At 35.1% G+C, this 23,627-nt stretch carries 20 protein-coding genes and 1 pseudogene; 14 read left to right on the forward strand and 7 right to left on the reverse strand.

Going from position 1 to position 23,627, the window contains the following annotated elements; all coding sequences use genetic code 11:
* Positions 1-46 precede the first annotated feature (46 nt).
* Positions 47-1,591: a T9SS response regulator signal transducer PorX gene (gene porX, locus WH267_RS12930; protein WP_115970211.1), complete on the reverse strand. Its 1,545-nt coding sequence runs from the start codon at positions 1,589-1,591 to the stop codon at positions 47-49.
* A gap of 131 nt (positions 1,592-1,722) precedes the next feature.
* The gene (locus WH267_RS12935) at positions 1,723-3,363 is read right to left on the reverse strand and encodes a S41 family peptidase (RefSeq protein ID WP_340008753.1); all 1,641 of its coding nucleotides are present in this window, start codon (positions 3,361-3,363) and stop codon (positions 1,723-1,725) included.
* Between the two features lie 296 nt (positions 3,364-3,659).
* Here WH267_RS12935 and WH267_RS12940 point away from each other — a divergent pair, with 296 nt between their 5' ends.
* From WH267_RS12940 to WH267_RS12975, 8 genes are all read left to right on the forward strand, one after another.
* Positions 3,660-4,886, forward strand: a complete 1,227-nt coding sequence (locus WH267_RS12940; RefSeq protein ID WP_340008755.1) for an HD domain-containing protein — start codon at positions 3,660-3,662, stop codon at positions 4,884-4,886.
* 71 nt (positions 4,887-4,957) lie between these two features.
* Positions 4,958-5,989 (forward strand): UDP-3-O-(3-hydroxymyristoyl)glucosamine N-acyltransferase, encoded by a 1,032-nt coding sequence (gene lpxD / locus WH267_RS12945; protein WP_115970214.1) that lies wholly within the window; start codon positions 4,958-4,960, stop codon positions 5,987-5,989.
* The gene (locus WH267_RS12950) at positions 5,982-7,379 is read left to right on the forward strand and encodes a bifunctional UDP-3-O-[3-hydroxymyristoyl] N-acetylglucosamine deacetylase/3-hydroxyacyl-ACP dehydratase (protein ID WP_115970215.1); all 1,398 of its coding nucleotides are present in this window, start codon (positions 5,982-5,984) and stop codon (positions 7,377-7,379) included. The genes lpxD and WH267_RS12950 overlap by 8 nt, the downstream gene beginning before the upstream one ends.
* Positions 7,380-8,174: an acyl-ACP--UDP-N-acetylglucosamine O-acyltransferase gene (lpxA, locus tag WH267_RS12955; protein WP_115970216.1), complete on the forward strand. Its 795-nt coding sequence runs from the start codon at positions 7,380-7,382 to the stop codon at positions 8,172-8,174. It abuts the gene before it with no gap.
* Between the two features lie 29 nt (positions 8,175-8,203).
* Positions 8,204-8,767: an elongation factor P gene (efp, locus tag WH267_RS12960; RefSeq protein ID WP_115970217.1), complete on the forward strand. Its 564-nt coding sequence runs from the start codon at positions 8,204-8,206 to the stop codon at positions 8,765-8,767.
* Positions 8,768-8,837: 70 nt separating this feature from the next.
* Positions 8,838-9,740, forward strand: a complete 903-nt coding sequence (locus tag WH267_RS12965; protein ID WP_123318096.1) for a UDP-3-O-(3-hydroxymyristoyl)glucosamine N-acyltransferase — start codon at positions 8,838-8,840, stop codon at positions 9,738-9,740.
* A gap of 90 nt (positions 9,741-9,830) precedes the next feature.
* A complete protein-coding gene (gene sucD, locus WH267_RS12970; protein ID WP_002977143.1) occupies positions 9,831-10,703 on the forward strand; it encodes a succinate--CoA ligase subunit alpha in 873 nt (290 codons plus the stop codon).
* Between the two features lie 16 nt (positions 10,704-10,719).
* Complete coding sequence (locus tag WH267_RS12975) at positions 10,720-11,391, forward strand: porin family protein (RefSeq protein WP_123318097.1); 672 nt, start codon at positions 10,720-10,722, stop codon at positions 11,389-11,391.
* A 353-nt stretch (positions 11,392-11,744) separates the two neighbouring features.
* Here WH267_RS12975 and WH267_RS12980 read toward each other — a convergent pair whose 3' ends face one another.
* The 3 genes from WH267_RS12980 to WH267_RS12990 all read right to left on the reverse strand — a co-directional run bounded on the left by WH267_RS12980 (position 11,745) and on the right by WH267_RS12990 (position 14,426).
* The gene (locus WH267_RS12980) at positions 11,745-13,055 is read right to left on the reverse strand and encodes an ABC transporter permease (RefSeq protein ID WP_123318098.1); all 1,311 of its coding nucleotides are present in this window, start codon (positions 13,053-13,055) and stop codon (positions 11,745-11,747) included.
* A 4-nt stretch (positions 13,056-13,059) separates the two neighbouring features.
* The gene (locus WH267_RS12985) at positions 13,060-13,971 is read right to left on the reverse strand and encodes an ABC transporter ATP-binding protein (protein WP_340008764.1); all 912 of its coding nucleotides are present in this window, start codon (positions 13,969-13,971) and stop codon (positions 13,060-13,062) included.
* A gap of 104 nt (positions 13,972-14,075) precedes the next feature.
* Positions 14,076-14,426 (reverse strand): T9SS type A sorting domain-containing protein, encoded by a 351-nt coding sequence (locus WH267_RS12990; protein ID WP_115973959.1) that lies wholly within the window; start codon positions 14,424-14,426, stop codon positions 14,076-14,078.
* A 118-nt stretch (positions 14,427-14,544) separates the two neighbouring features.
* Between WH267_RS12990 and hemB the strand changes: the two genes are divergently transcribed.
* Together hemB and WH267_RS13000 are read left to right on the forward strand one after the other, a co-directional pair.
* Positions 14,545-15,534 (forward strand): porphobilinogen synthase, encoded by a 990-nt coding sequence (gene hemB, locus WH267_RS12995; protein ID WP_115973960.1) that lies wholly within the window; start codon positions 14,545-14,547, stop codon positions 15,532-15,534.
* A gap of 377 nt (positions 15,535-15,911) precedes the next feature.
* The gene (locus WH267_RS13000; protein ID WP_340008769.1) at positions 15,912-17,429 is read left to right on the forward strand and encodes a hypothetical protein; all 1,518 of its coding nucleotides are present in this window, start codon (positions 15,912-15,914) and stop codon (positions 17,427-17,429) included.
* Between the two features lie 177 nt (positions 17,430-17,606).
* Here WH267_RS13000 and WH267_RS13005 read toward each other — a convergent pair whose 3' ends face one another.
* Positions 17,607-17,900, reverse strand: coding sequence for a TM2 domain-containing protein (locus WH267_RS13005; RefSeq protein WP_340008771.1), 294 nt, complete (start codon positions 17,898-17,900; stop codon positions 17,607-17,609).
* A 150-nt stretch (positions 17,901-18,050) separates the two neighbouring features.
* Between WH267_RS13005 and lptB the strand changes: the two are divergent.
* From lptB to WH267_RS13020, 3 genes and pseudogenes are all read left to right on the forward strand, one after another.
* Positions 18,051-18,776: pseudogene (gene lptB, locus WH267_RS13010) on the forward strand (LPS export ABC transporter ATP-binding protein); the annotation flags it as partial.
* Between the two features lie 503 nt (positions 18,777-19,279).
* Positions 19,280-21,007 carry an ABC transporter ATP-binding protein gene (locus WH267_RS13015; RefSeq protein WP_340008781.1) on the forward strand — a complete coding sequence of 576 codons (1,728 nt, stop codon included), beginning with the start codon at positions 19,280-19,282 and terminating at the stop codon, positions 21,005-21,007.
* A 40-nt stretch (positions 21,008-21,047) separates the two neighbouring features.
* Positions 21,048-22,004 carry a helix-turn-helix transcriptional regulator gene (locus tag WH267_RS13020; RefSeq protein WP_340008773.1) on the forward strand — a complete coding sequence of 319 codons (957 nt, stop codon included), beginning with the start codon at positions 21,048-21,050 and terminating at the stop codon, positions 22,002-22,004.
* 79 nt (positions 22,005-22,083) lie between these two features.
* Here WH267_RS13020 and WH267_RS13025 read toward each other — a convergent pair whose 3' ends face one another.
* The gene (locus WH267_RS13025; protein WP_123318102.1) at positions 22,084-22,575 is read right to left on the reverse strand and encodes a DinB family protein; all 492 of its coding nucleotides are present in this window, start codon (positions 22,573-22,575) and stop codon (positions 22,084-22,086) included.
* A gap of 176 nt (positions 22,576-22,751) precedes the next feature.
* Between WH267_RS13025 and WH267_RS13030 the strand changes: the two genes are divergently transcribed.
* On the forward strand, positions 22,752-23,336 hold the full coding sequence (locus tag WH267_RS13030) for a hypothetical protein (protein WP_340008776.1): 585 nt from the start codon (positions 22,752-22,754) through the stop codon (positions 23,334-23,336).
* Positions 23,337-23,627: the final 291 nt, after the last annotated feature.

Here is a 23,627-nt window from a genome sequence, read left to right on the forward strand (position 1 = left end):
GGAAAAATCAACTGATTTTTCCCGCTTAAACCCAAAATTAAATAAACTACTTAGGTTCTAAAACACTGATAGGAATGATACATTCTTCCAGTGAAATTCCACCGTGTTGATAGGTTTCTTTATAGTAATTTACAAAATGATTGTAGTTCTTAGGATAAGCAAGGAATATATTGTTTTTAGCAAAAATATATTTCGAACTTAAGTTTCCTTTTGGAAGGAAAAGTTTTTCAGGATTGGTAATTGCCCAAACATCACTGTCATCATAGGTTAAGCTTTTACCTGTTTTGTATCGGATATTGGTAGAGGTTTCTCTGTCACCCACTACTTTGCTTGGTTTTTTAACGTACACTGTTCCGTGGTCTGTTGTAATCACTAATTTATATCCGTTTTCAGCAGCAGTTTTGATAATCTTCAGCAATGAAGAGTTTTCAAACCAGTTGAAGGTAAGAGAACGGAATGTTTTATCATCACGGATAAGCTGGTCTACAATATGGTTGTCTGTCTTTGCATGCGAAAGAATATCAATGAAGTTGTAGACAATTACAAGGAGATCATTATTTTTATGTTGATTGAAATCATCATAGATCTTTTTTTCAAAATCTGCGTTCAATACTTTCAGGTATTTCATAGATTTAGATCCAAGACCGATTCTCTTCATCTGATCTTCCAGGAAGTCACGCTCAAATTCATTTTTGTTTCCTTCTTCATTATCATTAAACCATTTATCAGGGAAACGTTTTTCAATCTCAGAAGGCATTAAACCTGCAAAGAAAGAATTTCTCGCATATTGTGTAGCGGTTGGAAGAATACTGTAATAATAATCTTCCGAAATTTTATTGTAATATTTTGTAAATAATGGTTCGATAACTTTCCATTGGTCATAACGAAGGTTGTCAACCATTAATAAAAGAACCTTTTCTTTTTCAACTTCAGGTTTTACCTTTTCCTTGAAAAGCGTGTGGCTCATCAGCGGTTTATCAGAGTCTATAAGCCAGTCTGCATAATTTTTTTCAATAAACTTGGCAAACTGAATATTTGCCTCTTCTTTCTGGGACTGCAGAAGGTCGGCAAATTCATTATCTGCCACTTTATCGAATTTAATTTCCCAGCTTAGAATTTTCTTATAATATTCCGCCCATTCCTGATACGTTCTTAAATAAGAAAGTTCCATAGAAAGGTTTCTGAATTCCTGTTGATATTGTAAAATGGTTTTTTGTTCTACAAGATTATCCTCCTGAAGATTCTTTTTTAACGAAAGTAGTATCTGATTAGGGTTTACAGGTTTTAAAATATAATCTGCAATCTGGGAACCAATAGCTTCTTCCATGATGTGCTCCTCTTCACTTTTGGTGACCATTACTATTTTTAAGGAATTATCTTTTTCCTTGATCATAGGAATGGCTTCCAACCCGGAGATGCCAGGCATATTCTCATCAATGAGTGTTAAGGCAAATTTCTCTGAATCCATAAGTTCCAAAGCCTCATTCACGTTATTAACAGGGGTTACCTGATAACCTTTCTTTTCTAAAAATACGATATGAGGTTTAAGTAAATCTATTTCATCATCTATCCATAATATCTTTTCTGACATAATTTATTTTTTACATGGTTATTGTATCAAAATGTTGACCAAATCCTTTTAAAATCTCACAAAATCGAGAGTTTAAAAGTTAAATATTAGTTAAATGAAAATACTCTGCAGTATTTCCTGTTTTGTACGTTTCAATTCTTATTTTTTATATATAACAAAGCTCTTTCCAAAACTTCATCTTTTCCGCTTTTGAGCCCTTCTACACTTGGCTTTATAATAATATCCGGAATGATTCCGATTCTTTGGGTCTCTCTACCATCAGGGTAATACGCGCCAAGACCGGTAAAGCAAGTATCCAAGTCTGCAATTTTAAACCTGATGATATCGCCGTTAGCCCCTGAAGTATTGCTTCCTATCACTTTGGCTTTTGGATGCTGCTTAAACATCATAGTAGTGGTCTCTGCCTGACTTTGTGTATTTTCGTCTACCAAAACGATTACGTTTCCTTTATAATAATCGGGATTCTTTCTGCCAATATTGTTCTTTCTGCTATAAAATTTTCCAGGATAACCGGTTTCTGGGAAGTTAAACTGATAATAAGTGGTTGATTGGGGAAGTAACAATTCACTTAGGGGGATGATGGTGAGCTTAGGATAATTTCTGAGGTCAAAAATGATAGACTCTGCAGATTTTAGATTCCTGTACATTTCATTCACTTCATCTTTAGCAAGGATTCCCATGTTAACATAACCGACTTTCTTTTCCTCATCCAGAAATTTCCATTTTTGGGGAGACGAAACTTTTTTGATGATGATATCTTTAACGAAATAAGTTTTGGCAATCACTTCCATATTTTGGCCGTTTCTTTCAAGTTTAACAGAAAGAGAATCATTATTACTGAAAAGAAGTTTGCTTTTCACCTTATTCACTTTTCCCCATGAGTTGGAAGCAGGAATATATTTTCCAAGACTGTTTACCATTTGAGGAATTGTTTTTCCATTCACATCATAAATGGCATCCCCTATTTCGAATAGTGTTTTTTCATGAAAACGATTATCATTGATCTTTGTAATAACCAATTTTCCTTCTGCATAAGAATATTCTATGGGAAGCTTTCTGTTTCCGTATTGATGAAGACTTATCAGAGTTGAAAAGAGAAAAGCATGTGAATCATCTGTTTTGGCTACCAATTCAGCCAAAGTGAGTTGATAGTCCGTATCATTGGTGACAGAAATAAATTTTGGAATCATTTCTGTCAGAACCTCATTCCATTGCTGGTCGGTTTTATATTTATAAGGAAAGAAATATTCCACATAGTTCCAGTATCTGAACAGTTCCAATAAACTGGTTTGTTGGGATGAAAACTTTGATCCATAAGAATTTTCATTTCTGAAATATATTTTTCGTCCTCCTTTTCCTATATAATGATTGTTGCCAATGTTCCGGTTATTTTCAATATAATGAAGCTTTTGGGAAGTACTTTCTGTAAACAGATCTGAATTGTCTATCCAGCTCAGATCAAAGTTTTTCAGGAAATAGGTTTTATCAGTTTCCTGTAGGCATTCTGTACATTCATTAACCTTTCCTAGACTTTCAATCCAACGGGAATATAAATTGTTCAATGCTGCTTTGTCATTGATCCTTTCAAGTTCATTCATTTTTTTGAAAAGCTGCTGGTCCCAGTTCAAATTACCTTTTGCTACCTGAGGGTGATAATACTTTAAAAATCCCCAAACTCTGCAGAGGGATTCCAGTTTTTGATTTTCAGATACAATCTGTGCGGAAAAATGTAGGCTTAAAAAGAATAAAATGAAAAGAAAAGCTTTTCTCATCAAGGATGTTGAGTTTTCTCAAAGATAAGTGATTAATGGGACAGTAGCAAAGGTTTTTTGATGAATAATGGGAAAAAAGATAAGGAAGCTAGAAGCCGGAAGAAGCAAGTTAATAAAGGTGCGTTATTACAAAAAGTAAATACATATTAATTATTCTCAAAATGAATTTGACATTCATTGCTTATTGTTTTCAATGACTTCCTGCCTGCCTCTTCCTGCTTCCAGTCTCCTTAATACTAATTTAATGAACCTTCAAATTAAAAATCCCTAACTTTGTTTACTCATATAGACGTCCAATGCAGAATAAGCTTAAAATTATCAACGATCCTGTTCATGGATTTATCAAGATTCCTCACGAAATTTTATTTGATATTATTGAACATCCCTATTTTCAGAGATTAAGAAGGATCGGGCAGACAGGCCTTTTGAATCTGATTTTTCCGGGAGCTACTCACACAAGATTTCATCATGCGCTAGGAGCAATGCACCTGATGTTTACAGCTTTGGAAACATTAAAGCAGAAAGGAGTTAAAATTTCGGAAGAAGAAGAAAAAGGAGCGATGCTGGCAATTCTAATGCATGATATTGGTCATGGGCCGTTTTCCCATGCCTTGGAAAGTATGCTGATGGATGACTGGCATCATGAAAAGCTTTCTTTATTATTGATGAATAAGCTGAACGAAGAGTTTAACGGTGAGTTATCCATGGCTATTGAAATGTTTCAGGGGAAATATCACAGAAAATTTTTTAACCAATTGATTTCATCTCAACTTGATGTAGACAGATTGGATTACCTGAAAAGAGACAGCTTTTTTACAGGGGTGTCAGAAGGAAATATTAATACCCAGAGAATTATTTCCATGATGAATGTATGTGAAGAAGGGGAATTGGTGATTGATGCAAAAGGAATCTATTCCATTGAAAATTTTTTAACAGCCAGAATGTTCATGTACTGGCAGGTATATTATCATAAAACATCTGCCTTGGCTGAATTTCTGTTGGTAAAGATCCTTGAAAGAGCAAAATATCTGATCTCTCAAGGGATTGAACTTCCGGCAACAGAGAATCTGAAATATTTTTTATACCGTGGAAAGAGTACAGCGACAGATGAAGATATAGAAAGATTTACAAGGCTGGACGATAATGACGTGATTCAGGCTATGAAAGAATGGCAGAATTCTGAAGATTTTGTTCTGTCCTATTGGTGTAAGAGCGTTATTCAGAGAAACCTTCCGAAGACGATTATTTCAACACATCCTTTTGATAAGAATATTATTGAAGAAAAAATAAAAATTACCAATGAATTTTTTGGTATTGATAATGGAAAAGAATTGGTTCATGAGATAAAAAGGAAACTTTTACCTTATGATACAGAAAGGCAACCAATTTATTTATTGCAGAAAAATGGTAAAAGAATGAAGCTTCATGAGTCGGAAGATCAGCTTTTATCAGGGTTGATGGTAAATAAAACCACACGTTATATTCTTATGTTTCCAAGAGATATCTCCCATTTGGATTCTTAAATAATATTAAAATTGAATATCTGAAATCAAAAAATGTTTGCAAATTATAGAATTTCTTATCTTTGCAGAATATGGAATTCACAGCTTCGCAAATTGCAAGTTTTATAGACGGAAAAATAATAGGTGATGAGAATGCACTTATTACAGGGGTTTCTCCAATTGAAAATGGAGAAATAGGACATCTTTCTTTTATAGCACAGGATAGATTTTCTCATTTTTTAGATACCTCAAAATGCTCTGTAATCATCGTTTCAGAAAAACTTCTGAATAAAAATACTTATAACTCTACCTTAATTGTAGTAAAAGATGCCTATTTATCTTTTCAGGTTCTGATGAATTTATATCAGGAGATGAGAGGAAGAAAAGAAGGCATTGAAGATGGCTCATCCATCCATGATTCGGCTGTGATAGGTGATCAGGTTTATATAGGAGCATTTACATATGTTTCTGAAAAAGCCAGGATCGGTGATGGTTCACAGATTTATCCGCATGTATATATTGGTAAAGGAGTAAAAATTGGTAAAAACTGTAAAATAGACAGTGGTGCCAGAATTTACGATTACTGTATTATTGGGGACAACTGTGTAATTCATTCCAATACAGTAGTAGGAGGAGATGGTTTTGGGTTTCAGCCCACTGCTGAAGGATTCAAAAAGATCCCACAGCTTGGAAACGTTATTATTGAAGATGACGTTGAAATTGGTTCAAACTGTAGTATAGACAGAGCAACAATAGGCTCTACCATCATTGGAAAAGGTACGAAAATTGATAATCTGATTCAGATTGCCCATAACGTGAAAATAGGACAGAATAATGTAATTGCAGCACAAGCCGGAATTGCAGGTTCTACGATCATCGGAGACTGGAATCAAATTGGAGGTCAGGTAGGAATTGTCGGACATATCAAAATCGGAAACCAGGTGAAAATTCAGGCTCAGAGTGGCGTGAACTCCAGTGTTAATGATAGAGAAACTTTATATGGTTCACCAGCGATCAGCTATAATGACTATTTAAGAAGCTATGTTCATTTCAGAAATTTCCCTGAAATTGTCAACAGAATAAATAATCTTGAGAATAACTCAAAAGATAATACTAATGAGTGATATGCAAAAAACGCTTCAGGAAGAGGTAACACTTTCTGGAATAGGCCTTCATACTGGTAAAGAAGTAAAACTTACCATCAAACCGGCAAAAGAAAATACGGGATTTGTATTTGTAAGAACCGATTTAGAGGGTCATCCTCAGGTTGAAGCTGATGTTAATTATGTAGTAGCAACAGAGAGAGGTACAACATTAGAAAAGCTTGGCGTAAAAATTACTACCTGTGAGCACCTTTTGGCTGCTTTAGTGGGTTGTGATATAGACAATGCAGTGTTGGAAATGGATGCATCTGAGCCTCCTATCTTGGATGGATCTTCAAAATATTTTGTGGAAGCTATCGAAAGTGTAGGGGTTGTAGATCAGAATATTGCCAGAGAATATCTGGTTGTAAAAGAAGTTCTTACCTACAGCGATCCGGCTACAGGTTCAGAAATTACCATTATTCCTTCAGATACTTACGAAGTAACTACAATGGTAGACTTTGGGACTAAAGTATTGGGAACTCAAAATGCTACCCTTAAAAATATTTCCGAATTTAAAGACGAAATCTCTTCAGCAAGAACTTTCAGTTTCTTACACGAATTGGAAATGCTTTTAGATCACGGATTGATCAAAGGAGGAGACATCTCTAATGCGATCGTTTACGTAGACAAGGATTTAACTCCGGAGACTACAGAAAAATTAAAAAAAGCCTTTGGTAAGGATAATGTATCCATCAGACCAAACGGTATTCTCGATAATCTTAACTTAAACTATCCTAACGAAGCTGCAAGACACAAATTACTGGATGTAATTGGTGATTTAGCTTTAGCAGGTGTGAAAATTAAAGGTAAGGTTATTGCTAACAAACCAGGACATTTTGTAAACACTCAGTTTGCAAAAAAACTAAATCGTCAGTGGAAATTGCAGAAAAAGAAAAACGTTCCGGATTTTGATTTAACAAAAGAACCGGTATTCGATATCAACGGAATCATGAAGCTTATGCCTCACAGACCTCCGTTCTTATTAATTGATAAAGTTCTAGAACTTTCAGACTCTCATGTAGTAGGATTGAAAAATGTAACAATGAATGAACCTTTCTTCGTTGGTCATTTCCCTAAAGAACCTGTAATGCCTGGAGTTCTTCAGGTAGAAGCTTTGGCTCAAACTGGAGGTATTCTGGTCTTGGCAAGTGTTCCTGATCCTGAAAACTATTCTACTTATTTTATCAAGATTGATAAAGTAAAATTCAAGAGAAAAGTAATTCCGGGAGATACGCTTATATTCAAAATTGAATTAATAGAGCCTATCAGAAGAGGTATTGTACACATGCAGGGGTACGGATATGTAGGAGACACAGTGGCAGTAGAAGCAGAGCTTATGGCTCAAGTTGCAAAAAATAAAGTTGATTAAATGATTCATCAGTTAGCAGCCGTAGATAAACGTGCGAAAATCAGCAAAAATGTAATTGTAGAACCATTTACTACAATTGCAGGGGACGTAGAAATCGGAGAAGGATCATGGATTGGTCCAAATGTTACCATCATGGATGGAGCAAGAATAGGGAAGGATTGTAAGATTTTTCCAGGCACTGTAATTTCTGCAATTCCTCAGGACTTAAAGTTCGACGGTGAAGATACACGAACCATTATTGGAGATAATACTACTTTAAGAGAATGTGTAACAATAAACAGAGGAACAAAAGCTTTAGGGTATACCAAAGTAGGAAGCAACTGCCTTATTATGGCGACTTCCCACGTTGCCCATGACTGCATTATAGGAGATAATGTAATTATTGCCAATGGTTGTGGTATTGCAGGGCATGTTGAAATCGGAGACTTTACCGTAATGGGAGGATTATCTGCAGTTCAACAGTTTGGTAAAATTGGAAAACATACGATGATTTCAGGAGGATCTTTGATAAGAAAAGATGTTCCGCCTTATGTAAAAGTAGCAAGAGATCCTATTTCCTATGCTGGTATCAACTCAGTAGGTCTTAGAAGAAGAGGTTTTTCCAATGAGAAGATCTTTGAAATTCAAAAGATTTACAGAGCTATTTTCCAAATGAAGATGAACGTTTCCCAAGCGTTGGCATATATCGAAAAAGAAATGCTTCCCACTGCTGAAAGAGATGAAATTCTTCAGTTTATCCAAAACTCTCCAAGAGGTATTGTAAAAGGATACGGAACAGGAAAAGACAGCAATTAAAAATTAAGTAAAAAAGATAAAATATATTAATGGCAACAAGTAACGATATTAGAAAAGGTCTTTGCATCGAATTTAGCAATGATATTTTTAAAGTAATTGAGTTTCTTCATGTAAAACCAGGAAAAGGACCTGCTTTCGTAAGAACAAAATTAAAATCTGTGACAAATGGAAAAGTATTGGATAATACATTCTCTGCAGGCCACAAAATTGAAGAGGTAAAAGTAATCACAAGAAAGTTCCAGTATCTTTATGATGATGAGAACGGATTCCACTTCATGAATAACGATGATTTTTCTCAGCTGTATTTAAATAAAGAAATGATTGAAAACTCAAACTTGATGAAAGCAGGTGAAGAAGTAACAATCATTTTGAAAGAAGCTGATGAAACACCACTTTCTGCTGAACTTCCTCAATCTGTATACTTAGATGTTATTGAAGCTGATCCGGGTGTAAAAGGAAATACTGCAACCAATGCTCTTAAAAACGCAATCGTTGAAACAGGAGCAAGAGTAATGGTTCCTTTGTTTATTGAACCGGGAGACAAAATTAAAGTAAGCACTGAAGACGGTAGCTACTTGGAAAGAGTAAAATAATAAATAAAATTTACATAAATTCGGTTTGCATTAGCAGTCCGAATTTTGTTTTATAAGAAAATCTATTATTATGAGATTCCATTCTCCGCAAAAGCTTAAAACGATTGCAGATTTAATTGGCTCAAAATTTATTGGCCCTGAAGACTTCGAAGTTCTGGGGTCCAATGAAATTCACATGGTAAAACCGGGAGAAATTGTATTCGTTAATCATCCCAAATACTATGATAAGGCACTAAATTCTGCTGCAACTATTATCTTGATTGATAAAGAAGTAGAATGTCCCGAAGGAAAGGCTCTTCTGGTCTCTGATGACCCGTTCAGGGACTTTAATAAGATCAATACTCATTTTACAAGAATCTATAATTTCACAGAAGAACTTCATGATGTAGAAATTGGAGAAGGAACAAAAATTCACTCTTCAGCAGTCATTGGAAACAATGTGAAAATTGGAAAAAATACCTTAATTTTCCCGAATGTTGTGATCGGCGACAGATCCGTAATTGGTGATAACGTAATCATCCAGTCCAATACCGTATTGGGAGGTGATGCTTTCTATTACAGAAAACTAAATGGAAATTTTGACCGTTTAATTTCTGTAGGAAACGTGGTGATCGAAAATAATGTGGAAATAGGTAATGGCTGTACTATTGACAGAGGGGTTACAGATTCTACAATTATTGGTGAAGGTTCAGTGTTGGATAATCAGATTCAGATAGGACATGACACTGTGATTGGAAAAAAATGTCTGATCGCTTCTCAGGTTGGAATTGCCGGTTGCTGTGTAATTGGAGATGAAGTAACTTTATGGGGACAGGTTGGTATCGCTTCAGGGAATAAAATAGAGAGCGGATCTGTACTTTTAGGGAAAACCGGAGTGAACAGAGACCTTGAAAAAGGAACCTATATCGGAATGTTTGCTGAAGATTTCAAAACATATCTGAAAAAAGAAGTAAAACTGAGAAATCTCAAATAAACAATTCCAAAGGTTTTATCCAAAATCAAAGAAATTTGAGTAAATTTGTGAGCATTAATAAAATAATAAATAAATTAAAACAACAATAAAATGTCAATTTTAGTAAACAAAGATTCTAAAGTAATTGTACAAGGATTTACAGGGAACGAAGGAACTTTCCACGCTGGTCAGATGATTGAATACGGAACAAATGTAGTAGGTGGTGTTACTCCAGGAAAAGGAGGAAGCGAGCACTTAGGAAAACCGGTATTCAACACAGTAGCTGATGCTGTTGAAAAAGCAGGAGCAAACGTAAGTATCATTTTCGTACCACCGGCATTTGCAGCAGACGCAATCATGGAAGCTGCTGAAGCAGGAATTAAAGTAATTGTATGTATTACTGAAGGTATTCCTGTAGCTGATATGGTAAAAGTAAAATCTTATATTGCTGACAGAGACTGCAGATTAATCGGACCAAACTGCCCTGGAATCATTACTTCTGAAGAAGCTAAAATTGGTATTATGCCAGGTTTCGTTTTCAAAAAAGGTAAAGTAGGTATCGTTTCAAAATCAGGTACCCTTACTTACGAAGCTGCTGATCAGGTAGTAAGAGCAGGTTACGGTATTTCTACGGCGATTGGTATCGGTGGTGACCCAATTATCGGAACTACTACAAGAGAAGCTCTTGAATTATTTATCAATGATCCTGAAACTGAAGCTGTTGTAATGATCGGTGAAATCGGTGGTGGACTTGAAGCAGAAGCTGCTAGATGGTACAAAGCTAGTGGATCTACTAAGCCGGTTGTAGGATTTATCGCTGGACAGACAGCTCCAAAAGGAAGAACAATGGGACACGCTGGTGCTATCGTAGGTGGTGCAGAAGATACAGCTCAGGCTAAGATGGAAATCATGAGAGAGAACGGTATCAATGTTGTTGATTCTCCTGCTGATATCGGTGCTACTGTAGCTAAAATTCTAGGATAATACAAAACCAAATAATATGAAAAAACTTTTATTGGCCTCAGCTTTAACCCTCTCAGCTTTATCCTTTGCACAAGTGCAATGGAAAAATACAAGATTTGGGGTTACGGCAGGTTTAAACTATTCCAGAGTATCTAATGCCCATAATCCCTCCGGGCCAAGATATACTTTCCAGGGTGGAGCTTTGGCTTTAATTCCTGTAGGAAAGACAAACCAGTTTTATATCCAGCCTGAAGTTTTATACTATGGGGCGGGAGAAACCGGTAAAGACAGTGATGCTAAGAATATTGATGGTTATAATGCATTATATGCCAATAACTATCTGAGTGTGCCACTTTATTTCAAAGGGTATTTTTCAGAAGCAGAATCTGAATTCTTTGGATTATTAGGGCCTAGATTTAACTTTTTGATGAACCAAAATGTTAAAGACGTCCCTGCAAAAAGACCTTATTATGATCCAGATGTTACTGACCCTTCACAACCTGCGGGTGTAAATGGTAAAGCCAATAGCTTTAACTGGGGAATAGGACTGGGAGTAGGATATAGCTATAAGAGACAACTTGAAATAGCTTTGAAATATGACTTAGGTCTTTCAGATACTTATCCGAATCTTGTCAAAGAAAGAGGCGGATCTGATAAGAAAAAATCTGAACAGGTGATAGCTCTTACCTTAAGCTATATATTCAAATAAAACATTTTATTCAGAATATAAATAAGAAATCCCGGAAATACTTTTCCGGGATTTTTTTTGAATTAAATGCAGAAAATAAATCAAGTATAATATAATAGTTTGGCTGCTCACTTAGAAAGAATCAATTTCATTGATTCCGCCTTTGCCTCCTAAAATAATACATCAGAATCCTGGAACTTTGCATCAAATCTAAACTTCCCAATACAGATAATAGTTTGTCATCCAAGCTGAATTCAGGCGAAACCCTTTTGCCAACAATATTCTTTTCATGTTTAAAAATAAAAAGAGCAAATTCGCATACTTGCAAATTTGCTCTTTTAAGTTTTTATTTTTATCAGCTTCCTGTGTGAAGATTAACCTTTAATCCATTTCCAAAGCTCCTTCAGGGTAGCCTTATTACCATACATTAAAATTCCTACACGATAAATCTTTCCTGCAAGGAATATCATAAATACAGTTGTGACCAATAGCAATACAATAGATAAAGCAATCTGCCATGCGGGAACTCCGAAAGGTATTCTTGCAATCATGGCAACCGGTGAGGTAAAAGGGATAATAGATAACCAGAAGCCTAACGGACCGTCAGGATTGTTCATCAATGAGAAGCTGCCGTACATTCCTAAAGTTAGGGGTAAGATCGCAAATAAAGTGAACTGCTGGGTTTCTGTTTCATTATCCACTGCCGAACCAATAGCTGCATAAATTGAGCTGTAGAAAATATATCCTAAAAGGAAGAAAACAATGAATACAAAAATAATCAAAGGAAAATTCAGTTCCAGTAGGCTGTGGGAAATCTGAGTGGCAAGCTGTGTCATATCAAGCTTACTTGTAATTTGTTCACTTCCACCAGGAACAGCCTGTTGAAGAGGAGAAAACCCCGTATTTAAAACCAAGGCTCCGATAACAGACATGGTGATCCAGATCAGAAACTGAGTAAGAGCAACCATTGTTACCCCAAGGATTTTTCCCATCATCAGCTCAAAAGGCTTTACAGAAGAAATGATAATCTCCACAACACGGTTGTTCTTTTCTTCCAGAACACTTCGCATTACTCTTACTCCATAGATAATGATGAACATGAAGGTGACGTACATCAAAACCATACTAAGGCCTGATTTAACACCAAAGGTAAGGTCAGAATCTTCCTTGTTATTATCAGCAACATTAATTGTCTTTAAGCTGAAACTTTTATCAAGGTCATTAAGTTGGGTTTCCTGGATTCCAAGTTGCTTGATTTTTTCCTTTTTAACTACATTAGCAATATCGGAAACAATTTTCTGCTTGGTATCAAAACCCATTTTACTGTTGATAACCAGTCTTGTGCCTGTTTCAAGCTCTTCATAGTTCTGCCCTTTTAATTCAGGTAAAATAAGGATTCCATCCAGAGATTCATTTCCCTTTAAGTTATTGATCTTAGACTTTTCATCCGCAGCAGAAACGAATACATAGTTCAGTTTATCATTAGACTTCAGCTGATTGATGAATAAACCGCTTTTGTCAACAACTTCAATAACACTGTGGGATTCATTGGCTTTAAACATCAATCCGATTACTGCTCCAAAAGCAATGATCATAACAGGTGCCAATAAGGTCAATATGATAAAGGATTTTTTCTTAACCTGCGTAAGAAACTCTCTTTTTGTAATTAAAAAAATATTATTCATAAAATTAAGAATGGTTACTTACAGCATTAATAAACACTTCATTCATACTAGGTATTCTCTCGTCAAAAGATCTTACTTTTCCTACATGCACAAGATCAAGAAGGATATTGTTTTGCTCACTTTCGTTTTTCAGATCAAAAGAAATCAGGCTGTTTTCATTAGAAAAATTGAAGATCTCATATTTATTTCTAAAGCTTTCCAATTGTTCATTGTTGACTTCAGAAAGCGTAATTCCGAAAATATTTTTCTTGAATTTTTCTCTTACGTCAAAAACTCTCCCGTCAATAATCTTCTTGGAATTATTAATTAATGCTACATAGTCACACATTTCTTCCACACTTTCCATTCTGTGAGTAGAAAGAATGATAGTGGTTCCATTATTTTTAAGATCAATGATCTGGTCTTTGATTAAGTTGGCATTTACAGGATCGAAGCCTGAGAAAGGCTCATCAAGGATTAAAAGATGGGGCCTGTGAAGTACCGTTACCACAAACTGAATCTTTTGTGCCATTCCTTTAGACAGTTCAGAAAGCTTTTTCTTCCACCATTGATCGATGTTCAGCTTTTCAAACCATTTTTTAGCTTCATTCAGGGCATCATTTTTACTCATCCCTTTCAGTTCTCCGAAATAGAGGATCTGATCGCCCACGCTCATGTTTTTGTAAAGCCCTCTTTCTTCAGGCATATAACCAATATCTTTGATGTGACTTGGGTTCAGTTTTTCTCCGTTGATTAAGATCTCTCCGGAGTCAGCTTGGGTAATTTGGTTAATGATACGGATGAATGAAGTTTTTCCGGCGCCATTGGGACCTAAAAGTCCATAAATACTGCCTTTGGGAACATGGATGCTGAAATCATCCAGTGCGACCTTTTTTCCGGCATTATAGGTCTTTTTAATATGTTCAGCTCTTAGCATTAAGTTGTTTTTTACAATTAGTATAAAAAAGTCTTTAAAGTTACGGAAATATTAAAAGAGATTGTTATAAAAGAAAAAATCCTGATGATTATCAGGATCTTAATTTATTGTTTTACGATTTGAGTAACTTTCTGCGTATTGTCGCTCAAAATATAACGGATCAAATATTTACCGGGTTTTAATTTTTCAATATTAATCTCTCCGGAGTTCATATTGACGGTATAATTGGCAACCTGCATACCCAAAATAGAATAAAAAGTCACACTTTTGATTCTTAAAGAAGAATCCTTTGCCTTAATGATAAGGAAATCCTTTGCAGGATTTGGATAGGCAAGCAAAACACCATCATCTGCCTTCTGAGTGATGGAACCCGGCTCTCTAAGCTGAGCTTGTAAATTGTTGGAAAATCCAACAAAAGTGCCTACAAATAGAATTAAAAGTAAAAGTTTTTTCATCAAATTTATAATTTCTCGAATATATATAACAAATATAACAAATTCTATAATCTCTTACAATAGTTTTTTATAGAACTTATAGTAAATTTGTAGAAACTTATTCAAAAAGTATTCCAAAATGATACATTCAAGAAATAGAAGACTTAGAGTTAATGAATCTATCAGAAGTTTGGTAAGAGAAAATGTGCTTACAACTGATGATTTTGTAATGCCGATCTTCGTAATGGAGGGCGAAAACATGCAGGAACCGATCCCGTCGATGCCGGGAATTTTTAGGCGAAGCATAGATTTAACAGTGAAAGAATGTAAGGAATTATTTTCTTTAGGTGTAAAAGCTGTCAATTTGTACATGAAGGTGTCCGAAAATGTGAAAGACAATACCGGAAAAGAAGCATGGAACAAAAACGGATTGATGCAGAATACGATCAAAGCGATCAAAGATGCAGTTCCGGGAATGATTGTAATGCCTGATGTAGCATTAGATCCTTATTCAATCTACGGACACGACGGAATTATTGAAAACGGAAAAATTTTAAATGACGCTACCAATGATGCGTTGGCAAGAATGTCAGTTTCTCATGCCGAGGCAGGAGCTGATCTTGTAGCTCCAAGTGACATGATGGATGGCAGAGTACAGGTGATCCGTGAAGCATTGGAAGAAAGCGGATTTGCAGATGTAGGAATCGTAAGTTATGCTGCAAAATATGCAAGCTCTTTCTATGGACCTTTCAGAAGTGCTTTAGACAGTGCTCCAAAAGACGATATGGAAATTCCGAAGGATAAAAAGACCTATCAGATGGATTATCATAATTCACGTGAAGCCATGAATGAAGTATTTAAAGATATTGATGAAGGGGCTGATGTGATCATGATCAAACCGGGACTTCCTTATCTGGATATCGTTTCTAAAGTACGTGAAGCGATTGATCTTCCAATTGCCGTTTATAACGTAAGCGGTGAATATGCAATGGTAAAAGCTGCTGTTCAAAACGGCTGGCTGGATAATGATAAGACAATCATCGAAAGTCTTACCTGTTTCAAAAGAGCTGGTGCAGATATGATCTTCACTTATTTTGCTAAAGAAGCTGCTATGATTTTGAACAAATAAGAGAAATCCAAATAAGCTTAAATAGACTGTCAGTAAGGCAGTCTATTTTTTTTCCAGGAATTTTTAATGAGACCTGATAATACCTTTTTTAAGTAGAATGCTACGATGTTGGGCATGTCAATATTTTTTGAAGGTCTTTATTATCACTGGTTTTTTGGAAAAATATTGATTTTAATGGTCAAAATTTATTATCATTGCACCAGAAATTTAACACATAATATGAAAAAATCAGCATCCGTTTTTTTGAAATTCAGACTGAATACTTCGGGCTAGATAACCTTCTTTAAGCTAGTCTTTATGCCTGTTTACATTCTTCCGGGATCAATGATTGTAAAATATTTTGTATTGCAGTCATCAATAAAATAGATTAAAAACCAATGAATATCACTTTTAAAGAACATTATAGAAAACCCATTCAGTATATACTGGGAATTTTGTCCGTAATATATCTTTCTTTTGTATGTATTTACAGTGTCGATCAGTTTGATCTGGGCTTTATCCCTTCCATAGTGGGACGACTGCAGCAGGGGCAGGAGATGTATAAGGATTTTGATTATATCCGTCCTTTTTTTACTTTGATATTTTGGGATAGCCTTCTGAAATGGATTCCTGCTTCCTCGGCGTATTTTATTTTGATCTGCAGGATTCTGTTTGTAATACAATGCTTCGCTACCACACTGATTTTTCAGAAGCTTCTTTTTGATAAAATCAGATATGAGATCAGCTTCCTGTTTGTGATCTGTTTTATGCATGTATTTCCCATTATGCCGTGGCATACGGTAGACGGAATCTTTTTTGGAGCTATTTCCCTTTATTTTTATAAGAGAAAATGGCTGTTGAGTACTTTGGTGTTTTTAGGAATAACGGCACTCACCAAACAGTCTTTCTTTATTTTCAGTTTTGGATTGTCTCTGTTTGTGTTCAGAGATCTGTTTATAAAAAGAACATTGATCAGAAAAGATATTATAGTTTCGGGGATATCATTTCTATTGCTGATCTTTGCCCTCTTTCAATATCATATTATTGAAAACTTTGCTGCATTCTGGAATCTTGTTTTTAATACTTCAATAGCATCAAGCTTTTATGACAGCAGTATTGCCCCTTATTTATTCTCAAGCAAATGGCAGTCTGCCCTTTTGATTGCTGGTTTGGTTTCCATTTATTTTATTAAGGTTAAGAAAGAAATCTTTGAATATATTTTACTGATCCTTTTTCCTGTTCTGATTATTTATCCGTTGTTTAATAATGGAGGGTATACCGGGATTAATACATTATTTTTACTGTTGGCGGTATTGTTTTTAAAATATAATCCTCATGAGAAAAATGTATTCTTTTTGCTGTTTTTAGGCTGGACTTCCACGATTTCCTGGGGAGCCAATACCCCTACTTTTTTTGTTTTTATTCTCATGATTAAATTTCTGGAAGATAAGACCCGTTTCTTTTGGGGACTGTGGTTGGTTTCCTTAAGCTCTTTCTTACTGATCAGGCTGAATTATCCTTATTTTTCCGAGAGTATATTTTCTACACGTTATGTATTTGCAAAAGATATTCCTGCTGTTTCCGGATTACTGATGTCTGAAAAAGAATATGAATACATCAAAGAATCAGAAAATCTTGAAAAGGAGTATCCCAATATTATTTTTTTACCGGGATCTCCGCTTTTGGATGTGGTCAATGGAAAATATTTAGACAGGGCATCCTGGGAAATGGATGTGGAATACCCAAAATGGAAGACTGATCTTTCTAAACTTGATGCTAACATATTTGCTGTGGATGAAAAGAAATTTATCCTTTTCAAAGACGGTTTTTATAAAAGTTCATTTACTGTAGAAGTAATGAAAAAGAAAAAGATTATCAAGAAAACAAAGTATTTTGTTATTTATGGAAATGATTAAAGACCTTATGAATAAGAAATAGCTCTAAAGATTAATATCTTGAGCTCTTGGCAGAAATATTCCCATTATTAAAATATAAAACCGGCTGTTCAGATAAGAACAGCCGGAATCTTTTTAAATGAAATTAATGTAAGTTTCTGTATTTCTGTTGTTTTAAATAATAAAAGAACAGGTTTTTTATAACCATGGTTTTCTTCCATGTACATAAGTATCATCAAACTGTTTATCACTCATAAACAGATATAGAATCCCTTCAATAAAAGGAATCACGGAAGCAGCACCACAAGTGACCACATTCAGGATTAACTGAATAATACCTTCTCTTTTGTATCCAAGATAAAATTTATTTAAAGCCAGCCAACCTACCAGAATTCCTAATAGGGCAGCGGGAATCTTTTTTTCTGAGTGATAGGGGATATTGTTTTGCTGGTTCTCTGTATTTTCCGTTTTTGTATATCCGTAATTTTCCATTTCTTACTATTTATAACTGATTTTGTATTGTATAAGTAGCTTAAAATCATGAAAAGTTACAATGGATTGGAAGTGAGTGGGTTTACATTTTACATCAACAAGTTTACATTTACCTATAAGTGAAGTTTATATTTTTGATATATTTGCCTTATGATTTTACGAGGAGAAAACTTAATCAAAGAATACGGTCCTAAAAAAGTTGTAAAAGGCGTTTCTGTACAGGTTCAGCAGGGAGAAATTGTTGGGTTGCTTGGTCCGAACGGAGCAGGAAAAACGACATCGTTTTATATGATCGTAGGGTTGGTTAAGCCTACTTCAGGAAAAATTTTCTTGGATAAACAGGAGATTACTACGGATGCAATGTACCGAAGAGCTCAAAAGGGTATAGGATATCTGGCACAGGAAGCTTCCGTTTTCAGAAAATTGTCTGTAGAGGAAAATATTATGGGAGTATTGCAGCTGACAAAACTTTCAAAACGCGAACAGCAGATCAAATGTGATGAGCTGGTTGAAGAGTTTTCTTTACAGCATGTTCGTAAAAACAGAGGAGATCTTCTTTCCGGAGGAGAGAGACGTAGAACGGAAATTGCCCGTTGTTTGGCAACAAGTCCGAACTTTATCCTTCTGGATGAGCCTTTCGCAGGGGTAGACCCGATTGCGGTAGAGGATATTCAAAAAATTGTAAGAAGTCTTGTAGATAAAAATATCGGAATCCTGATCACTGACCACAATGTACAGCAGACGCTTGCAATTACCAACAAAACATACATTATGTTTGAAGGAAAGATCCTTAAAGAAGGACTTCCGGAAGATCTTGCCAATGATCCACAGGTAAGAGAAGCTTATCTTGGTGAAAACTTCGTATATCAAAGTATTTTAGATAAGCCTAAAAAGAAGAAATATGCTTATAATATCTGGGCTGGTAACTTTGATTCCAAAGCACAGCTGCAGGGATTTGTTAGTGAAAATTTTAGTCAGTTTGATGATTTGAGACGGATGTACGGTTTTGAAGATATCAGTTTTGCCTCCCTAGGAAACCCTGAAATTAAGCATATCTTTGATGAAGTAGTAGATAAGAATGCCAACAACTCATTTATTTTCCAGAAAAAAGAAATCAATTCCCAATATTCTCTGGAACAGGCAGAAGCAGAGGCTAAAGAAGCCAGCAGAAAAGAACTGCACTACCTTACAACTTATATGTTTGAAGGATAAAATATAAAGCATTTATTTGCTGAACATGATAATAAAACGTACCTTTTCTCTTCGAAACGGTACGTTTTTCAGTTTAAATAATTCCTATGGCTAAACCTTTCAACAGAACAGTTACTTTATTCGGGATTTATAAACAGCTTGTTCCATTCATCAGACCCTATCGGCCGATGATTTACGGAACATTGTTTCTAACTTTTCTTGGAGCTTTGGCAGCACAGGTAAACCCGATTGTACTGAAGTATACAGTAGATGAGGTTACCAAGCTTACTCATCTTCCTAATCCAATGACAGAAGGGATTCATATTCTTGTCATCATTTCTATTATTTTATTGGGAAAGGAACTGTTGAATATTTTTATCAATTTCGGACAGAAGTTTTATGGTGAAAAGATCAGAATCAATGTCAGTTCTGTGCTGGCACAATCTGCTATTGACAAAATTTTGAGCTATAGAGTGGCTTACTTTAATGATGAAAATCACGAATCCGGAAAATTGCAGATCAGGATTGATCGTGGAATTGAAAGCTTAACAAAACTGGTGCAGAATTTTTTCATTGATATTCTTCCGCTTTTTTCCAATGCCATCATTGCCCTTATCATCATGTATATGCAGAATGTGTATGTAGGATTGGTTTCAACGATCATTGTTCCGATCTATTTTTACATAAGCTCACTGCAGGCTAAAAAACTGAGTGGAGTACGCCGGCAGCTGAGAAATCAGAGAGAGAAAAAGACTTCTGGGCTTTTGAATCTGGTGAATTCCATTATGGTGATTAAAAGTTTTGTCCGTGAAAAATTTGAAGGAAAAAAACAATATGATCTGCAGATGCAGTTGATGGAAAGCCAGATGTTCACAAGGAAAACTAACTTTATTTATGATGGATTAAAAACTTTCATCGAACAGTTTGGAGTCGTTTTAATTATTCTTCTAACAGTGTACTTGGTATTGGATCAGCAAATGACTATCGGAGCCATTATGCTTCATATTATGCTTTTCAACAATGTATCAGCACCAATCCGTCAATTGCACAGGATTTATGATGATATGAATGATGCAATGATCTATGCTGAAGGATATTTTGATATTCTTAATGCTGATCATGAAACAGAACCGAATGGAACCTTTGTGGAAAATAAAATTATAGGAACTTTTGAACTGAAAAACGTAGACTTTAGTTACCCCAACGGAACCCAGGCCTTACATAATGTTTCCATGAAAATTGAAAATGGAAAAACGACAGCATTGGTAGGATTAAGTGGAGCAGGAAAATCAACGGTCATTAACTTGCTGTGTAAATTTTATCTGCCTGATTCAGGTGAGATTCTGCTGGATGGGGTGAACTTAAATGAATTTGATAATACATATCTGAGAAGCGATCTGGGATTAGTTCTTCAAAAAAACCACATTTTTCAGGGCAGTATTGAAGACAATATCCGCTATGGAAATATGAATGCTACCCTTGAAGAAATTAAGGATGCAGCTAAAAAAGCCTATCTGCACGATCAGATTATGGATCTTCCTACCGGTTACCAGCATGATGCCACTCAACTTTCAGGGGGACAACAACAGAGAATTGCGATTGCAAGATTGTTTTTGAAGAATCCTCCGATTATATTCCTGGATGAACCTACCGCAAGTCTGGATGCCATCGCTACCGAACAGATCAAAAATTCTCTGGATGCTATAAAAGAGGGAAGAACTGTTATCATTATTTCCCATTCATTATCCCAGATTCTGGATTCTGATATGATCTACGTTATGAAAAAAGGAAGAGTAGTAGAGAATGGAACTCATGATGAATTGTACAATAAAGAAGGAACTTATCGTGAGATCTTTGATGCCTCAGCACGAAGCTTAAATCTCGATAAACTGGTAAATACTCTTAAAGAAAATTAATAATTTTGTTGACTTATCTTCAGCCAACAACTGTCAATACATGAACGATCACTATCTAAAAAAACTCGACCGCATCACAGCTATTCTTACCCAGCTGCAGTCTAAACCTGTAGTAAGAGCACAGGATCTGGCAGAAAAATTTGATGTCAGCATAAGAACTATTTATCGGGATGTAAAAACCCTTGAGAATGCAGGAATTCCAATCGTTGGAGAAGCAGGAAACGGATATTCCCTGATGGATGGCTATAAACTTCCACCAGTGATGTTTACCAAAGAAGAGGTTTTGAGCTTCATTACTGCTGAAAAGCTTATGCAGAAGTTTTCCCATCAGAGTTTGGGAAATCATTATCAGACCGCTATGGAAAAGGTACGTTCCGTGTTGAGGCATTCAGATAAGAATTTAATTCAGAATATTGAAAAACAGATTGATGTTTTTAATTTTCATACGCAGCAGAAAGAGGAAGATTCTCTGAAGAATGTAATTCCTATTATTCTGGAAAGCATTGCTGAGAAAACACAGCTGAATATTGAATATCAGACGGTAGATTCAAAAGTAACCAACAGAACCATTGAAGCAGTCGGAATTTTCTTTGAATTCAATTTTTGGTATATCATGGCTTACTGTACACTGAGAAAAGACTTCAGGCAGTTTAGAATAGACAGAATTCTAAAGATTTCTAAAACACAGATTCCTTTTTTACAGGAATATGGGCAAATCAATGACTACAGAAAGTCACACGGAAATAAAGTGAAAGCGAAACTTTTGATAGATAAAAAAATAATGGCTCATTTAGTCAATTCTAAAAAATATTATGGGTTGGTTGAAGAAGTAGAAACCGATCAAGGGATGGAACTTACTTTTGAAACAGAATGGATCAGTGACGGATTTCCTCGTTGGGTCATTACTTTTGCAGACTATGCTACTGTCCTTGAACCGGAAAGCCTTCGGGTAAGGATGAGAGAATTGCTTGTCAAAATGATGGAAAGGCATCAATAAAAACCTCAGCCGAAAACAGCTGAGGTAGATTGACTTTTATTGGCAAATAGATGAAATGGTTTATAAATCTGTTTTTGTATTAAAATCTCTCCCAGAAGAATGGGGGTTCAATTCCTAAAGCTCTCAGATAAACATATCCCTGTGCACGGTGATGAATTTCATTATCTACAAAATAAAGAATATTCTCATATATCGGGAACTCATACTGTCCAAATAGATTAAAAGTCTCTTGGAAACGTTCTTCAGTAATTTGTCTGAAATAATGGTTGATCACATCAGTTTCTTCATCCCATTTTTTCAAAATTTCTTCTTTAGTTTTTGGATTAAAAGCTTCTTCACTATAAGCTTCCACATTGTTCTCAATAATTCCTTTCAAAGCTGTACCTCCAATAGAAATTAGTTCTACTGCCATTTTAGCGAATGGTCTCATTCCACCAATTGAAAATTCAAATAATTCTTTTTCAGGAAAAGCCTCAATCACTCTTCTTGTAAGGTTTCTGTGTCCTTGCCAGTCCTTTAATAACTGCTCAGTAGTCATGAATTGCTTAGTTGCTGTTGCTGTAGTTGTCATAATGTATCGTTTTTGTTTGTTATTGTTGATACAAAGGTATGAGTGGATGATGACAACAGTTTGTCAGTAGGATTTTTGATACTGAAAAAATATTTTATTTCTTTGCTAAAATATTGAAGACTACTTTTCCGTTTAAGAGAAGTATATTAATAAAAAGAAAATGATTATTTAGAATTATGAAGAAGTATATTTTGCCTGTTATGACCACTTTTTTATTAGTATCATGTAATAAAATTGAAGAAAAAATAGATCAGACGGTCCAGGAAACCAAGGAAAAGGTACAGCAGAAAGCCCAGGAAGCAGTAGAAGAGACTGTTAAAAAAACAGTAAACGAATCTATTAATTCATTTACTAATTCCGAGGATGCAAAGTTCAATACAGTTTTCCCTAACGCAGGAGGTAATATGATTTCAGAAGAAAAAGGAAAGAAAATAAAGCTTCCTACAGGAACCGAAGGCTATATTTTTATATACAAAGCAAACATTGATGTATTGTTGCCTTTTTTAGAAAAACAACCCACTTCTAATGAAGGAAAATCAGATAAAACGGCTAAAAAGATTGATGGGCAAAGCATTATCAGTAAAATAAGCCTTCTCTCAAAATTTCTTCCTGATAATACTTTTGATACAAGCTTTTTAGAAGATATTAAAACTGATAAAAGCATTCAGTATTATAAGCTGAAAAGATTTCCCAACAGTAGTACTCTGATCTATAACCCCAAAAACCAGACCATCATACAATACGTAGAGGTAAATAAATAATTTGGATTGGCCGGCTTTTGCCGGCCATTTTTATAGTTTTTGTAAGCCCATAGCTGATGCAATTTCAATCTATTTAAACTATTTGTTGAAAAGAATAAAATCACGTTATTTTGTAATTTTAGTTAATTATTTTTCGCATAAAATATAAGATGATTGTTGTATTTCTTTTTTAGAGCATTAATAGACCATTTTGTATTTTGTAAATTAACTACTGTGTTTTTACGTATTAATAAAGATTTGTTATGTTTTGAATGGTATCTTTATTTTATGTTATATTTTTATGTTTAGTAT

The sequence above is a fragment of the Chryseobacterium sp. MYb328 genome (assembly GCF_037572595.1).
Classification (GTDB): domain Bacteria; phylum Bacteroidota; class Bacteroidia; order Flavobacteriales; family Weeksellaceae; genus Chryseobacterium; species Chryseobacterium pennae.